This is a genomic window from Streptomyces vilmorinianum (genome assembly GCF_005517195.1).
Taxonomy (GTDB): domain Bacteria; phylum Actinomycetota; class Actinomycetes; order Streptomycetales; family Streptomycetaceae; genus Streptomyces; species Streptomyces vilmorinianum.
This window is the reverse complement of sequence record NZ_CP040244.1, coordinates 6,752,368-6,768,433: the sequence shown is the minus strand read 5'-3', so window position 1 is coordinate 6,768,433 and position 16,066 is coordinate 6,752,368. Positions and strand designations below refer to the sequence as shown.

9 protein-coding genes are annotated in these 16,066 nt (G+C 72.5%); 8 read left to right on the top strand and 1 reads right to left on the bottom strand.

Going from position 1 to position 16,066, the window contains the following annotated elements; translation table 11 throughout:
* Positions 1-93: 93 nt before the first annotated feature.
* The 5 genes from FDM97_RS31290 to FDM97_RS31270 all read left to right on the top strand — a co-directional run bounded on the left by FDM97_RS31290 (position 94) and on the right by FDM97_RS31270 (position 10,719).
* Positions 94-2,196, top strand: a complete 2,103-nt coding sequence (locus tag FDM97_RS31290) for a serine/threonine-protein kinase (RefSeq protein ID WP_137993879.1) — start codon at positions 94-96, stop codon at positions 2,194-2,196.
* A gap of 172 nt (positions 2,197-2,368) precedes the next feature.
* Positions 2,369-5,176, top strand: a complete 2,808-nt coding sequence (locus tag FDM97_RS31285; RefSeq protein ID WP_137993878.1) for a protein kinase — start codon at positions 2,369-2,371, stop codon at positions 5,174-5,176.
* A gap of 140 nt (positions 5,177-5,316) precedes the next feature.
* Positions 5,317-6,984: a serine/threonine-protein kinase gene (locus tag FDM97_RS31280; protein WP_137993877.1), complete on the top strand. Its 1,668-nt coding sequence runs from the start codon at positions 5,317-5,319 to the stop codon at positions 6,982-6,984.
* A 181-nt stretch (positions 6,985-7,165) separates the two neighbouring features.
* Positions 7,166-8,800 (top strand): succinic semialdehyde dehydrogenase, encoded by a 1,635-nt coding sequence (locus FDM97_RS31275; protein WP_137993876.1) that lies wholly within the window; start codon positions 7,166-7,168, stop codon positions 8,798-8,800.
* A gap of 44 nt (positions 8,801-8,844) precedes the next feature.
* The gene (locus FDM97_RS31270; RefSeq protein WP_137993875.1) at positions 8,845-10,719 is read left to right on the top strand and encodes a GMC oxidoreductase; all 1,875 of its coding nucleotides are present in this window, start codon (positions 8,845-8,847) and stop codon (positions 10,717-10,719) included.
* Between the two features lie 744 nt (positions 10,720-11,463).
* On the opposite strand, the gene FDM97_RS31265 is transcribed toward FDM97_RS31270, so the two are convergent.
* Complete coding sequence (locus FDM97_RS31265) at positions 11,464-11,751, bottom strand: chorismate mutase (RefSeq protein WP_137993874.1); 288 nt, start codon at positions 11,749-11,751, stop codon at positions 11,464-11,466.
* 332 nt (positions 11,752-12,083) lie between these two features.
* Here FDM97_RS31265 and guaA point away from each other — a divergent pair, with 332 nt between their 5' ends.
* The 3 genes from guaA to FDM97_RS31250 all read left to right on the top strand — a co-directional run bounded on the left by guaA (position 12,084) and on the right by FDM97_RS31250 (position 16,004).
* Positions 12,084-13,685, top strand: a complete 1,602-nt coding sequence (guaA, locus tag FDM97_RS31260; RefSeq protein WP_137993873.1) for a glutamine-hydrolyzing GMP synthase — start codon at positions 12,084-12,086, stop codon at positions 13,683-13,685.
* Positions 13,686-13,836: 151 nt separating this feature from the next.
* Positions 13,837-14,625: a class II aldolase/adducin family protein gene (locus FDM97_RS31255; protein WP_137993872.1), complete on the top strand. Its 789-nt coding sequence runs from the start codon at positions 13,837-13,839 to the stop codon at positions 14,623-14,625.
* 143 nt (positions 14,626-14,768) lie between these two features.
* A complete protein-coding gene (locus tag FDM97_RS31250; protein ID WP_432816265.1) occupies positions 14,769-16,004 on the top strand; it encodes a hypothetical protein in 1,236 nt (411 codons plus the stop codon).
* The last annotated feature ends 62 nt before the right edge of the window (positions 16,005-16,066 follow it).

The following is a 16,066-nucleotide window of genomic DNA, read 5'->3' as shown; positions in this document are numbered from 1 at the left end:
GTGAGAGACAATGGGCTCTCTTCCAGGGCGGGTTACCGCATCGCGCGGGAAGCGGCGGACGCGGGCGGAGATCAGGGATCGCAGAGGGGACGCATGTCGGAGGCGGAGCAGTCGCGGGACACGGCGCGGGACCCTCGGCGGGACGCAGCCGCGGGTGCCGGAACCGACGGCGACCGGGGTGTGGTTCCAGCGGCTCGTGAGGCGGAGCCGGACGTGAAGCCCGGCGCGGCCGAGAGCGAGGACGGCGGACCGGGGAAGGAACCCGCGCCCGTGGAGAGCGGGGCCGCGACGGCCTCGAAGCCCAAGGGCGGGACGCCCTCGTCCGGGACGAAGCCGTCCGGCGGCGTACCGTCCGAGGAGCGTCTGCTGGCCGGCCGTTACCGGCTCGACGGCGTCCTCGGACGCGGCGGCATGGGCACGGTGTGGCGCGCGGTCGACGAGACCCTCGGGCGGACGGTCGCGGTCAAGGAGCTGCGCTTCCCCAACAGCATCGACGAGGAGGAGAAGCGACGGCTCATCACCCGGACCCTGCGCGAGGCGAAGGCCATCGCCCGGATCCGTAACAACGGTGCCGTCACCGTCTACGACGTCGTCGACGAGGACGACCGGCCGTGGATCGTCATGGAGCTCATCGAGGGCAAGTCCCTCGCCGACGCCGTCCGTGAGGACGGGACGCTCACGCCCCACCGCGCCGCCGAGGTCGGTCTCGCGATCCTCGACGTCCTGCGGTCCGCCCACCGCCAGGGCATCCTGCACCGTGACGTGAAGCCGTCCAACGTGCTGATCGCCGAGGACGGCCGGGTCGTCCTCACCGACTTCGGCATCGCCCAGGTCGAGGGCGACCCGTCGATCACCTCCACCGGCATGCTCGTCGGCGCCCCCTCGTACATCTCGCCCGAGCGGGCCCGCGGCCACAAGCCCGGCCCCGCCGCCGACATGTGGTCGCTGGGCGGACTGCTGTACGCGAGCGTCGAGGGCAGCCCGCCGTACGACAAGGGTTCCGCGATCGCGACGCTCACCGCCGTGATGACCGAGCCCGTCGACCCGCCGAAGAACGCGGGGCCCCTGCTGGAGAAGGTCATCTACGGCCTGCTGGCCAAGGACCCCGAGCAGCGGCTCGACGACGCGGGCGCGCGCGTGCTGCTCAGGGCGGTGCTGGACGCGCCGGTGCCGGTGGTCGAGCCCGAGCCGTCGCCGGAGGCCACGCGCGTCGTGCCCCTGCCGCCGCTTCCGCCCACATCGCCGGCCAAGCCCTCCGCGAAGGGGAAGAGCGCCGACGCGGCCGCCGAGCGGCTGCGCGGGGCGCTGAAGTCCGTACGGAACGCGGCCGCCGCGGCGAGGGCCGAGCAGAAGGCCAAGCCGAAGCCGGATCCGCTGCAGGGCGGGAACAGGCCGGCGCAGCCACGGGCCTCGCTCACCGATGTCGTGCCGCGCCGCACCCTTGTCATCATCGCCGGGGTCGTCGTACTGGCCCTGCTCGGCACCATCCTCGCCGTCTCGCTCGTCGGCGGTGACGAGGGAACCGACGCCAAGGGCGGCGGCAAGGGCTCCGGCGACACGGTGGCCTCGGCCGGTGCCACGGCCGGGAACGGCGGCGGCAAGGACAAGACCGGGGCGCCGAGCGACCCCGGCCAGCAGGGCGGCGAGCAGCCGAGCGGCTCGGGTTCCGGTTCGGGCTCGGGTGGGCAGAGCGGTACGCCGTCCGGGAACCCGAGCACCCACGCGCCCGGGGCGCAGCTGCCCGCCGGGTACACGATGGTGACCAACAGCCAGTTCCACTTCTCCATGGCGATGCCGTCTTCCTTCAGGCTCAACGGCATAGCGGGCCGGAACTCGGGCGGGATCTTCAACGCCGACGGCGGGTACCCGCGCGTCCAGGTCGACTACAACAGCAGCCCGAAGGACGACGCGGCCAGCGCGTGGGCCGCGGCCGTGGCCGGCGTCTCCGCGAGCAGCAACGGCTACCGGCACATCGGCATCAAGCCGGTCTCGTACAAGGGGTATCCGACCGTCGCGGACTGGGAGTTCGAGCGCACCGAGAAGGGCATGCGGGTCCGGATACTCAACCGGGGCTTCAAGGTGGACGCCACGCACGGCTACTCGATCATGATCAGCTGCAAGGCGGACGAGTGGGACGCGGCCGCGTGCAGGACGCTGCGGGACACGGCGTTCGCCACGTTCAGCCCCAAGGACTGACCGGCGGCACGTATCGTGAGAGGTCGTGGACCGTACGCAGTCGAACAGAGCCGGTAACTGTACGGGCCCGGACCGGAATTGACGGTTTCGCGCGATCCGTGGGATCCGTGGGATCCATGAGCTGAACGGGTCCGCGCGACCCGGGGGACAGCGCGCTCGGTGGGGAGGCGTCGTGGACGACTACGCGGGAAGGGTGCTCGCCGACCGCTATCGCCTGCCCCTGCCTCCCTCGGACGCGTACGAACTCGTCGAGACGCGCGCCTTCGACACGTACAGCGGGCAGGAGGTCCTGGTCCGCCAGGTGCCGTTGCCCGAGGTGGTCGACGCCGAGGTCGTCGACGACGACGGCACCGGTTTCACCCCGCACCGCGTCTCCGGCCGGGCGACCCGGCGGCCCGCCGACCCCGCGGTGCGGCGCGCCGTGGAGGCGGCGCAGGCCGCCGCGCAGATCCCGGACCACCCGCGCCTCGACCAGGTCTTCGACGTGTTCGCGGAGGCCGGTTCGCTGTGGATAGTGAGTGAACTGGTCGGGGCCAGGCCGCTGGCGGCCCTCCTCGCCGAGCGGCCACTGAGCCCGTACCGCGCCGCCGAGATCGGCTCCGACGTCCTCACCGCCCTGCGCGCGCTGCACGCGCACGGCTGGACCCACCGGAACATCACCACACGGACCGTGCTCGTCTGCGACGACGGACGCGTGGTCCTGACCGGGCTCGCGGCGGGCGCTGCGGAGGAGGCCCTCTGCGGCTACGCGCCCGTGCCGTTCACCGAGGAGGACGAGCGCGGGTACGGGGACGTCGACGGAGGCGAGGAGGAACCGCCGCCCGGGGCCGCGGCCGTGCCCGAAGCGCGGGGTCATTCCGAGATCGAGCCGCCGGCGCGCCCCGAACTGCCGGGTGCCGCCGGCCCGTCGGGCGGTCCCGGCGCGCCGGTGACGAGTCCGGCCGCGGATGTACGGGCGGCCCGCGCGGGCGCCATCGCCGCCTACCGGGCGGGGGCCCGCGCCGCCGCGCAGCTCGGCGAGACCGCGACCGGCGCCGTCCCCGTGCAGCGTCCGATCCAGGACCCCGCCCCGGAGTCCGAGCCCCAGCCCGACCCTGAGTCCGAGCCCGACCCTGAGTCCGAGTCCGACCGCGCTGTTCCGCTGCCGCCGCTTCCCGCACCCGTGCCCGCGCAGGGCCTCGGCCCGGAGCCGCAGTGGTGGTCCCAGGCGGTGGACGACGATGACGAGGACGACACCGACGACGGGTACCCGGCCGAGTACCCGAACCAGTACCCGAACCAGTACCCGAAGCGATACGGGACAGGGAGCGAAGGCGGCGGGCCGCCCCGCGCGTTGCTCGCCGGGAGCTGGAGCGACGGCCCCCATGCCTCGCGCGACGGCTCCGGCCCCATCCCGGCGGGCGGCGGCCAGGTGCTTCCGGGCTCCGGCCGCCCCGCGCTCCCGGCCGGCTACACCCCCGCGCCCGAACCCGTGCCCGCCCCTGTCCCCGTCCCCGTACCGGCCTCCGGCGGCTGGGACGGACCTGCGGACGGGAGTGGTCCGGCGACCGTCTACCGCGGTCCGGCCACCCGGCTCGCGGGCGAGCGGGCCCGTCAGGCCCGGATCGCGGTCGTCGGCGCCGTCACCGAGCGCTGGGCGCCCGAGCAGGCGGGCCCGGTCCACGAGAACTGGCGCCTCGCCCCGCCCATCGGCCCGTCCACCGACCTCTGGGCGCTCGGCGCGCTGCTCTACCGCGCCGTGCAGGGCCACGCCCCGTACCCCGAGGACAACGCGGCCGAGCTCGTCCAGCTCGTCTGCGCCGAACCCCCCGCCTTCGCCGAGGAGTGCGGCCCGCTGCGCCCGGTCGTCGAGTCCCTGCTGCGCCAGGACCCCACCGAGCGCCCCGACTTCGAGGAGCTGCGCGGCTGGCTGCGTTCCCTCGTACGGTCCGCGCCGGAGCCGGAGGCCGGCGTGGGGATCGTGCCGCTGCCCTCTGTGGACGCGACGCGGCTGCCCGTCGTGCGGCGCCGCGGCGAACTGGTGCGCAGGCGCCGCGGTGGAGCGGCCGGCGGCCGTCATCGTCACAGGAAGGGCAGGCGCCACCAGGACGCGCCGCGCCACGACGAGCCCCAGGGCGTACGAAGCGACCAGCGGTACGACCACCGCCACGACCAGCGCCACGACGAGCGCCGCGAGTTCCGGCAGGAGCACTTCCACGAGGAGCTCCCGCAGCGGGCCCCGCGCGCGCCCCGTGCACCGCGCTCGTCCGGCGCGTCCCGGTCCCCTCGGTCCCTCGGCCGTACGCTCCTGTTGCTGATTCTGCTGCTGCTCGGCGGGACGATCGCGTACGCCGTGATGTTCATGCCCAAGAACGGCGCCGAAGGCGAACAGCCCGACGGCCGGCCCACCGGACAGTCCGCCCCGCCCGCCGGTCAGAGCGGCGAGCCGAGCTCCGGGACGAGCACCCGGCCGAGTACCGCACCGAGCACCGCGCCGAGTTCCCCGAAGACGAGCCCGCCGGCCGCCACCCCCAGCACCCCGGCGCTCGCCGCCGGCTACACCCTGCGCAAGGACCCCGAGGGCTTCCAGATCGGCGTCGCCGAGGGCTGGCGCCGCAGCCCGATCAACGACGCCGGACAAGTCCGCTACACAGGGGGCGATTTCACCCTGATCGTCGTCCCCGGCCGGGACACCGTGCAGGCCAACGGCTCCGACCCGATGGCGTACCAGCGCACCAAGGAGCGCGAGCTCCAGCCGTGGCGGGACTCCTCCTGGTCCAGCGCCTCCGGTCTGCGCCGCATCGACGTGGGTCAGCAGGCCATGGCGGTGGGTCAGTTCACGTGGCAGGACACCACAGGTCGCGAGGTCTTCGTCCGCAACCTCGCCCTCATCGAGGCCGGCCGCTACCACGTCGTCCAGGTCATCGGACCGGAGAGCGAACGCGACAAGGTGTCCGAGATCTACGACCAGGCGGTGAAGGCGTACCGCTCCACGCGCTGAGATGTGACGACCCGCCCACCTGGCCGAAAAGGGCCGGTTCTCGTTGGCTGGGTCACAGTGCGGTTCCTTTGCCCGCCCCGAGGTTCCGTACCCCGTACCCCCCTCCGTAACCTGGAATCCGAAGGAACAGGCGGGGGACAGTGGAACATTCACAGAGTGCGGATACCGCCGCGGGGCTGCTGCTCGCCGGGCGATACCGGCTGGGCGAGACCATCGGCCGCGGCGGCATGGGCAAGGTCTGGCGAGCGCACGACGAGGTCCTGCACCGGGTCGTGGCGGTCAAGGAGTTGACGGCGGGTCGGTTCGTGGCCGAGGCCGACCGGCTGGTTCTGCACGCCCGTACGCAGAAAGAGGCCCGGGCCGCGGCGCGGATCACCCACCCGGGCGTGGTCACCGTGCACGACGTGCTGGAGCACGACGACCGGCCGTGGATCGTGATGCAGTACGTCGACGGGCCCTCGCTCGCGGACGCCGCGAAGGAGTCCGGCACGATCGAGGCCCGCGAGGCGGCCAGGATCGGGCTGCACGTCCTCGGGGCCCTGCGCGCCGCGCACGCGGCGGGGGTGCTGCACCGGGACGTCAAGCCCGGCAACGTCCTGCTGGCCCGCGACGGACGCGTGCTGCTCACCGACTTCGGCATCGCGGCGATCGAGGGCGACTCGACGATCACACGGACCGGTGAACTCGTCGGCTCCATCGACTATCTGGCGCCCGAGCGGGTACGGGGCGGGGATCCGGGGCCCGCCTCCGACCTCTGGTCGCTGGGCGCGACGCTGTACACGGCGGTGGAGGGCACCTCGCCGTTCCGGCGGACCTCGCCGATCAGCACCATGCAGGCCGTGGTGACCGAGGAGCCGCCGCACCCGGAGAAGGCGGGCCCGCTGGCCCCCGTCATCGTCGCGCTGCTCCGCAAGGACCCCGCGGACCGGCCGGCCGCGGACGAGGCCGAGCGGATGCTGCTCGACGCCATGGAGGGCCGTCGACCGGCCGAGGCGCAGGCGTACGTGCCGACGCAGCGGGTGGGGCAGGGGGAACTGACCTCCGCGACCGCACGGATGCCGGAGCCGGCGGGGCCCTCTGCCACGTCTCCTTCGGCCGGGGCCCGTTCGGCCACCGCCCCGACGCTCGCCGACCCGTCCGCGCCGTTCGCCCCGTCCGCGCCGTTCGCCCCGTCCGCGCCCGCCGCCCAGGGCGGTCGTGGCCGGTGGCGAACGGTGGCCATGGCGGCCGTTCTCGCCGGTCTGGTCGCCGGTGGAGCCGTCTTCGCCGCCATGCACTACTCCGGCGGAGGCGGCAAGGCCGGGGGCGCCGGTCACAGCACGCAGCCCGAGGCGACGAAGACCGCGAAGGGTTCTCTCCCGGCCGGCTGGCGCCGCGTCGAGGACCCCGAGGGCTTCAGCCTGGCGGTGCCCGAGGGCTGGAAGCGCCAGATGAACGGCGACAACATCGACTACACGCCGGACAACGGACGCCACCGGATCCGGATCAGCATCGACCCCACGCCCGACTTCGAGAATCCCTACATGCACGCGCTGGACCTGGAGAAGACGGTGAAGAGGCGGGCCCAGTACCAGAAGGTCCTGCTGAACCAGAACACCTACCGCGACCAGGTCCGCTCCGCCCTGTGGGAGTTCACCTGGCAGGAGAAGGCGGACTTCCCGGGCCCGAGGCACGCGATCGACCAGCTGTACTTCGGGGACGACGGCACCGAGTACGCCCTGTTCATGGCCTCGCCGGAGTCGAGCTGGGAGACCACCCGGGAACAGTTCGACATCGTGCTGCAGCACTGGCGGGCGCCGGGCGACTGACGGGGGGCGACCGGCCGGGGGCGACCGATCCGCCGCGAATCCACAATTCGCACGCCCGGCCGACCGTAAGCCCCTGATCAGGGCTTACATGCCAGCGATCACTGGCGCGATTGTGCGCACCCGGTGAAAACGTATTACCGACGGGTACCCAAAGGCGGGGATGCCGCCTACTCTCCCCCTCATGACGGACTCGCAGGCACTCGCCACCACGGTCACGGCCACCACCGCCCCCGGTACGAACCCTCTCGCTCCCTCGCCTGCCGGTGCCCGCACCGCCGCCGACGTGGTCACGCCCGACGTGGTCGCCCAGCTCACCCGCGGAGTCGTCGGTTCCGGCCGCACCGCGAACCACACCCCCTTCACCGGGGAGCGGCTGGCCGAGCTGCCCGAGTCCACCCCCGAGGACGTCGCCGAGGCCTTCGCCCGCGCCCGCGCGGCCCAGGGCGCCTGGGCCGCGACCCCGGTCCGCGCCCGCGCCGCAGTGCTGCTCCGCTTCCACGACCTGATCCTGGAGCGCCAGGCCGAGGTGCTCGACCTCATCCAGCTGGAGACCGGCAAGGCGCGCCTGCACGCCCACGAAGAGGTCCTCTCGGTCGCCGTCGCCGCCCGCCACTACGGCCGCAAGGCCCCCTCGTACCTGCGGCCCAAGCGTCACACCGGCGTCGTCCCGACCCTCACGAAGGTCACCGAGCTGCGCCAGCCGCGCGGCGTCGTCGGCCAGATCGCGCCCTGGAACTACCCGCTGGAGCTCTCGATCGGCGACGCGATACCCGCCTTCGTCGCGGGCAACGCCGTCGTCATGAAGCCCGACACCGAGACCGCGCTCACCGCGCTCTGGGCCCGCGACCTGCTCATCGAGGCCGGTCTGCCCGCCGAGGTCTTCCAGGTCGTCATCGGCGACGGACCGGTCGTCGGACCCGAGGTCGTCAAGCACGCCGACTACGTCTCCTTCACCGGCTCCACCCGTACCGGCCGCGAGGTCGCCCAGGGTGCCGCCGCCCGGCTCGTCGGCGTGACGCTCGAACTCGGCGGCAAGAACGCCATGCTGGTCCTGAAGGACGCCGACATCGAGAAGGCGGCCGCCGGCGCCGTCCGCGCCTGCTTCTCCTCCGCCGGACAGCTCTGCATCTCCATCGAGCGGCTGTACGTCCACGAGTCGGTCGCCGACGACTTCGTGGCCCGCTTCGCCGCCCGTACGAAGGCGATGCGGCTCGGCAACTCCCTCTCCTACGGCGCCGACATGGGCTCCCTCGTCGGCGAGCGGCAGCTGGAGACCGTCTCCCGCCACGTCGAGGAGGCCGTCGCCAAGGGCGCCAAGCTCGTCGCGGGCGGCGTCGCCCGCCCCGACATCGGCCCGCTCTTCTACGAGCCGACGATCCTCGACGGAGTCGAGGCCCCGATGGCGGTCTGCTCCGAGGAGACCTTCGGCCCGGTCGTCTCGATCTACCGCTTCAAGGACGAGGACGAGGTCGTCGAGCTGGCCAACGCCACCCCGTACGGGCTCAACTCCTCGGTCTGGACGAAGGACGCGCGGCGGGGCCACGCCGTCGCCGCCCGGCTGCGCACCGGCACCGTCAACATCAACGAGGGGTACGCGCCGGCGTACGGCAGCGTCCGCGCGCCCATGGGCGGAATGAAGGACTCCGGGCTCGGCCGACGACACGGCTCGGAGGGCATCCTCAAGTTCACCGAGGCCCAGACCGTGGCCCAGCAGCGGCTGATCCCGCTCGCGCCGTCCTTCGGGATGGACGACGAGCGGTACGCCGCGTTCATGAGCCTGTCCCTGAAGGCGATGAAGGCCCTGCGCCTGCGCTGAGCCCACCGCCGCCCCCTTCACACCGGTTTCGTACGAGGAGAGCCATGACCGCGGTACCCCCTGCCCAGAATCAGGACGAGGACGACCTGGACTCGGCGTACGACTACGACGTCATCGTCGTCGGCTCCGGCTTCGGCGGCTCGGTCACGGCCCTCCGGCTGACCGAGAAGGGCTACCGCGTCGGGGTCCTGGAAGCGGGCCGCCGCTTCACCCGTACGGAACTGCCCAGGAACTCCTGGGACCTGAAGAACTTCCTCTGGGCCCCCGCCCTCGGCCTCTACGGCATCCAGCGCATCCACCTGCTGGGCAATGTGATGGTCCTGGCGGGCGCGGGGGTCGGCGGCGGCTCCCTGAACTACGCCAACACCCTCTACGTGCCGCCCGCGCCGTTCTTCGAGGACCCGCAGTGGAAGGACATCACGGACTGGCAGGAGGAGCTGGCGCCGTACTACGACCAGGCCAAGCGGATGCTGGGCGTCCGCCTCAACCCGACCGTGACCCCCTCGGACGTCCATCTCAAGGCGACCGCGCGGGCCATGGGGATCGGCGACACCTTCCACATGGCGCCGGTCGGTGTCTTCTTCGGGGACGGCGACGACGCCGACGGAACGGTGAAGGCGAAGCCGGGCGCGGAGGTCGCCGACCCGTACTTCGGCGGCGCGGGACCCTCCCGGCGGGCCTGTACCGAGTGCGGCGAGTGCATGACGGGCTGCCGCCACGGCGCCAAGAACACCCTCAACGAGAACTACCTCCACCTCGCCGAGAAGGCCGGCGCCGTGGTCCACCCCATGACCTCGGTGGTCGCCCTCACCGAGGACTCGCGGGGCGGCTTCGCCGTCAAGACCCTCCCCACCGACCACCGGCGCAAAGGACGACAAGGAGGGGCGGCGCGAAGCGCCTCGGTGAGGGGTGGTGGTCGGGAGGCGGGCGGGCGTACGTTCACGGCGCGCCGGGTCGTCGTCGCGGCCGGTACGTATGGCACACAGACGCTGCTGCACCGGATGAAGGACTCCGGGCTGCTGCCCCGGATCTCGGCCCGGCTCGGCGAGCTGACGCGGACGAACTCCGAGGCGCTCGTCGGCTCGCAGACCACCGACCGGCGCTACCGCAAGAAGCACGGCGCGGCGAAGGCCGACTTCACGCGCGGGGTCGCGATCACCTCCTCGATCCACCCGGACGAGAACACCCACATCGAGCCGGTCCGCTACGGCAAGGGCTCCAACGCCATGGGCGGCATGACGATCCTCCAGGTGCCGTACGGCGCGCACCGGGTACGGAACTGGCTCCTGGAGCTCGTCAAGCACCCCGCGCTCGCCGTCCGCTCCCTCTCCAACCGCCGCTGGTCGGAGCGGACCATCATCGGCCTCGTCATGCAGTCCCTGGACAACTCCCTGACGACCTTCCGCAAGCCCCGCGGTCTCGGCAAGGGCCTGCTCACGGCCCGCCAGGGCCACGGCGCCCCGAACCCGAACCAGATCCCGGAGGCGACCCGTGCGGCGTCGCTGCTCGCCGAGGAGATCAACGGCTTCGCCGGCTCCAACATCGGCGAGCTGATGGGCACCCCGCTGACCGCGCACTTCCTGGGCGGCTGCCCGATCGGCGCCGACGCCGCGTCCGGTGTCATCGACCCGTACCACCGCCTGTTCGGCCATCCGGGCATCTCGGTGGTCGACGGGGCGGCGGTCTCCGCCAACCTCGGCGTCAACCCGTCGCTGACGATCACGGCCCAGGCGGAGCGGGCGATGTCGTTCTGGCCGAACAAGGGGGAGGAGGACCCGCGCCCGCGTCAGGGCGAGGAGTACGTCCGCCTCGCCGCGGTCGCCCCGAAGGCGCCGGCGGTCCCGGCGGACGCCTTCGGCGCGCTGAAGCTTCCGTTCCTGGGAATGCCGGCGGTCCCGCCGAAGAAGCAGCTGCCGTAGCCCGAAGCCAGTGGCCCGCGGCCCGGGGCCCGTAGCTCGTAGCTCGTAGCCAGTGAACCGTGGCCTGTGGCCGAGAGACGGAAGAGGCGCTGCACCCCCCTCCGAGTGCAGCGCCTCTCCAGTTTCTGGGTGGTGCTGCATGCATGACCTGCGACGGGAGTGATTGGTTGCACGCCGATCGCCGAATTCCTGGTGTGTTCCGCGTCACATCGCTGGCACGTACAAGCACAAGGGCCCCGCGGCGCGATTCCGGTCGCGCCGCGGGGCCCTCGGAGATCGGCACCGGTGTCAGTGGCAGCGGCGGTGCCGAGGGGGAGCGGCGCCGGGGGAGGTGCGCCGCGCGGGGGTGATGGGTCAATGGGGCCATGGGGAGGACGGGAGGTGTGGGCGTGTCTCGCATCGTCTGGACCGGTTGCGGTCGGCCCCGGGCGTCCCCGGGGCCGACCGCCCTTACTGGGTGACCGGGCTGCTGTCCCCTGCCGTCCGGTCACACGCGCTGAGGCGAGGTCCCACGACGCACTTGCGGTACGTCACACGCCCCAGCGAAGCCACGCGTGGATTTTTCGGGCCCGCCCCTGGCTGGCACGGACACCACGACCAACGAAGGGGTGCGGGAGGCGGTCACGCGCCGTACGGGTGAGAGCGGGCCCGAACTCAGATCCGTACCCCCGCCCCTGCGGGGGTGACGTGGCGCCGACGTGGCCCGGACGTCGATGCGGTCCGGACGTCGATGCGGCCCGCGGGTCAGATGCGGCCGCGGCACAGCTCCAGCATCGTCATGGCCAGCGCCGTACCCGGCTTGCCCAGCGCGTCCCGGTAGTGGCCGAGCACCTCCATCTCGCGCGCGAGGTTCACGCGGCGGCCGCCCGAGCCGATCCGGGCCTCCTGGATGACGGCCGAGATCGCCATCCGTTCCTGGATCAGGCCGATGATCCGGTCGTCGAGCGCGTCGATCCGCTCGCGGGCGTCGCCGATGAGCGCGGCGGCCTCGTCGGTGCGGGCGCCGGTCTTCTCAGCGGTCTTCGTGGTCATGGTGGGGCTCCTTTGCGGGGGATGCCCTGGAGCGGCACGGCCCGGAAACGACAGAACGCCCCGGGCCTTGTCGGCCCGGGGCGCCTGGGAAGTCGCTTGTCAGTTGCTCAAGCAGCACGACCATGGCAGCCGGACGGGCCGGTGCCATAGGTAAAGACGAAGGTCGTGAGCTTGCGCATGCGGACAGTATGGACCCCGCCCCGGGGCCCGGGCCAACCCGGGTTCGGATGGTGAGACGAAAAGCGACCGCGGCGCGCCGGTAGAATCGACAAAGAGCCCCCCTCAAAGAGCCCCCTTCGGGGACCCCCTCCTACCGCCGGAAGGCCGCCGTAGTGTCATCAGCGACTCCCGCTGCCGCGCCCGACGTCACCAACCCGGACGTAGTCCTCGTTGTCGACTTCGGCGCCCAGTACGCACAGCTCATCGCCCGACGCGTCCGTGAGGCGCGGGTCTACAGCGAGATCGTCCCGTCCACCATGCCGGTGGCCGAGATGCTGGCCAAGAAGCCGAAGGCGATCATCCTCTCCGGCGGCCCCTCCTCCGTGTACGCGGAGGGCGCCCCGCGCCTCGACCGCGCGCTCTTCGAGGCCGGTGTCCCGGTCTTCGGCATGTGCTACGGCTTCCAGCTGATGGCGACCACCCTCGGTGGCACCGTCGACAACACGGGCGCCCGCGAGTACGGCCGTACGCCGCTGCACGTCTCCAAGGCCGGGTCGACGCTCTTCGAGGGCACCCCGACCGAGCAGTCCGTGTGGATGTCGCACGGCGACGCCTGCTCCGCCGCCCCCGAGGGCTTCGCCGTCACCGCGTCCACGGACGTCGTGCCGGTCGCCGCCTTCGAGAACGACGAGAAGAAGCTGTACGGCGTCCAGTACCACCCCGAGGTGCTGCACTCCACGCACGGCCAGCAGATCCTGGAGCACTTCCTCTACCGGGGCGCCGGCATCGAGCCGACCTGGACCACCGGCAACGTCATCGACGAGCAGGTCGCGGCCATCCGCGAGCAGGTCGGCGGCAAGCGCGCCATCTGCGGTCTGTCCGGTGGCGTCGACTCCGCCGTGGCCGCCGCGCTCGTGCAGAAGGCCATCGGCTCGCAGCTCACCTGCGTGTACGTCGACCACGGTCTGATGCGCAAGGGCGAGACCGAGCAGGTCGAGAAGGACTTCGTCGCGGCGACCGGCGTGCAGCTGAAGGTCGTCGACGCGCAGGAGCGATTCCTCACCGCGCTCGCCGGGGTCTCCGACCCCGAGGAGAAGCGGAAGATCATCGGCCGGGAGTTCATCCGCGTCTTCGAGCAGGCGCAGGCCGAGATCGTCGCCGAGTCGGCGGGCACCGGCGAGGACGTCGCGTTCCTCGTCCAGGGCACGCTCTACCCGGACATCGTGGAGTCCGGTGGCGGCACCGGCACCGCGAACATCAAGTCCCACCACAACGTGGGCGGCCTCCCCGAGGACCTGGAGTTCGAGCTCGTCGAGCCGCTGCGCCAGCTGTTCAAGGACGAGGTCCGCATGGTCGGCCAGGAGCTCGGCCTGCCGGACGAGATCGTCCAGCGTCAGCCCTTCCCGGGCCCGGGTCTCGGTATCCGTATCGTCGGCGAGGTCACCAAGGACCGTCTCGACCTGCTGCGCGAGGCCGACGCCATCGCCCGCGAGGAGCTGACGGCCGCCGGTCTCGACCGCGAGATCTGGCAGTGCCCGGTGGTCCTGCTCGCCGATGTGCGCTCCGTGGGCGTGCAGGGCGACGGCCGCACGTACGGCCACCCGATCGTCCTGCGCCCCGTCTCCTCCGAGGACGCGATGACGGCGGACTGGACGCGCATGCCGTACGACGTGCTCGCGAGGATCTCGACCCGGATCACCAACGAGGTCGCCGATGTGAACCGTGTGGTGCTCGACGTGACGAGCAAGCCCCCGGGCACCATCGAGTGGGAGTAGTCGCTCCCGTACGCCTGTGAGGCCGCCGCCCCCACCATCCGGGGGCGGCGGTTTCGTCATGTTCGGTCTGTTCCATGTGTTCGGTGTGTTCGGTGTGTTCGGCGTGTGATCTCTCTGGCCAGTTGCACGGCCCGGAGTTACCTTCCCGCGCATGAGCGAGATACCTGCCCCCGTCCCCGCGGACCGGCTGCACATCGCGATGCCTCCCGTCCACGAGACCGTCGATGAGGAGCGGACGTACCGCAAGCAGAGACTCGCGGGCGCGCTCAGACTCTTCGGACGGTTCGGGTACGAGGAGGGCGTCTCCGGGCATGTCACCGCCCGGGACCCGCAGTACCCCGACTGTTACTGGGTGAACCCCTTCGGCGCGCCCTTCGCCGAGCTGACCGTGAGCGACCTCGTCCTGGTCAACGGGGACGGGCAGGTGCTCCAGGGCGGCGCGCACGTCAACCAGGCCGCCTTCGCCGTCCACGCGCAGGTGCACCGGGCCCGGCCCGATGTCGTCGCCGTCGCCCACAGCCACTCCACCTACGGGCGGGCGCTCGCCGCCCTCGGCGAGCTGATCGAACCGATCACCCAGGAGGCCTGCGGGTTCTATCAGGACCACGCGCTCTACGACGCCTACACCGGTGTCGCCGTCGACCCGGAGGAAGGGCGGCGGATCGCCACCGCCCTCGGCCCGTACAAGGCGATCGTGCTGCGCAACCACGGGCTGCTGACCGTCGGGTCCTCGGTCGACGCGGCCGCCTGGTGGTTCATCGCGATGGAACGGTGCGCCCAGGTCCAGCTGACCGCGCGGGCTGCGGGCAAACCGGTGCCGATCGGGCATCGGGAGGCGGTCGCCACCCGCGAACAGCTCGGCACCGACCTCGCCGCGTGGGTCAACTACCAGCCACTGTGGCGCAGGATCAGCCGTGCGGAGCCCGAACTCCTGTCGTAGAAGGTGTCCTCAGCTGTCTTTACGTCAATGTGATGACGGTTCAATCACTCTCGCGCGGGGCGCTCGGAGCAGGCGGGAGGCTCTCGGGTGCGGCACAATTCCCTGGACTCAACGGCCAGTTGACCGATCGGGAAGTGAACACCGTGGCGGTGCAAGAGGCGAGACAGTGCGGTGACCACGCGCAGTGCGCACAGGGCGGGCGCGTGGGTCACCGGCGTGCCGTCGCCGCGTTCCTGGCCCGGCGGGACGAACTCGCCGCGGGCCAAGGGGTGCCCGCCGCCGTCGCGCACTCGCCCGGCGCCTCCCGGCAGTGGGTCTCCGACGCGCTCGCCCAGTCGGCCCGCACCGTCGCCGCGCGCGGCCGTGAGGCCGGGGAGGCCTGGCTCCGGAGCGTCCGGCGCGCCACCCTCGGCGCCGTCTGGGGCGCGGTCCTCGCGCTGCTCCTCGGCCAGGCGCTGACGGCGATCGGCACGGGATGGACAGGGGCGCGCACGGCCGGACTGGTCGCGGCGCTCGTCCTCGCCGTCCCGCTGACCGTCGCCGCCCACGCCCACCGGGCGCGCGGCGGGGCCCTCGCGCCGCTGATCGGGGAGGATAACCGGCTCTCCACCTCCCGCGCGGTCGCGGCCGGCTGGCTGCTGTTCGCCGTCTACGCCGTTCTCATCCTCACGCTGCGTCTGGCCACCGGCGCCGGCCCGGCCGCCATCGGCCTCGGGATTTCGGACGGCGCCGGACTGCTGAGCGCGTTCGCCCTGACGGCGGCGGTCGCCGTGGCCACCCGCCGGATCGTGTGGGTACGGGTGGTGGGGCAGCGGCTGCAGAAGGTCCGCGCCGAACGCCCGCGCGCCGCCGACCTCCTCTGCGACGACAACGGCCGCGCGAGCCTCACCGATCTCGCGTACGTGCTGGTCTCCGGCGCCCTCCTCGTCCTCGGCGCCGTACGGCTCGGCCGCGCGCCCGACCGGCTGCCCGAGCTGCCCTGGTCCCTGGTGCTGCTCCTCGCGGTGGTGGCGGCCGGCTACCTCGCGGGGAAGTGCACGGAGGGCGGCCGGCCCGCGATCCTCTCCGTCGTCCGCTCGCGCGAGGCGGGCGACCTGGACGCCCCGATCCGCACCGGCGACGACATCGAGATCAGGGGGACCGGTTTCGTCCCGGCCGGAGCGAGCGGCCCGGACCTGTTGACCCGCCTGGTCGTGCGTATCGGCTCCGTGTACGCCCATGTCCCCCTGGTCCCGGTCCCGGGCGGCTTCGCCAACCCGACGGACACCGTCCTCACCGTCCCGCTCCCGGTGGACGTGGAGCCGGGGCGGGTCGAGGTGTGGGTGGTGACGGCCTCGGGCGTGGAGACCAACCGGGTCGTGATCGACGTCGTCGACTGAGCCCTGAACCTCCGGCGCGTTTCCCGCGTATCCATCGGGAGGGGGTCCGGGGACAATCGGTT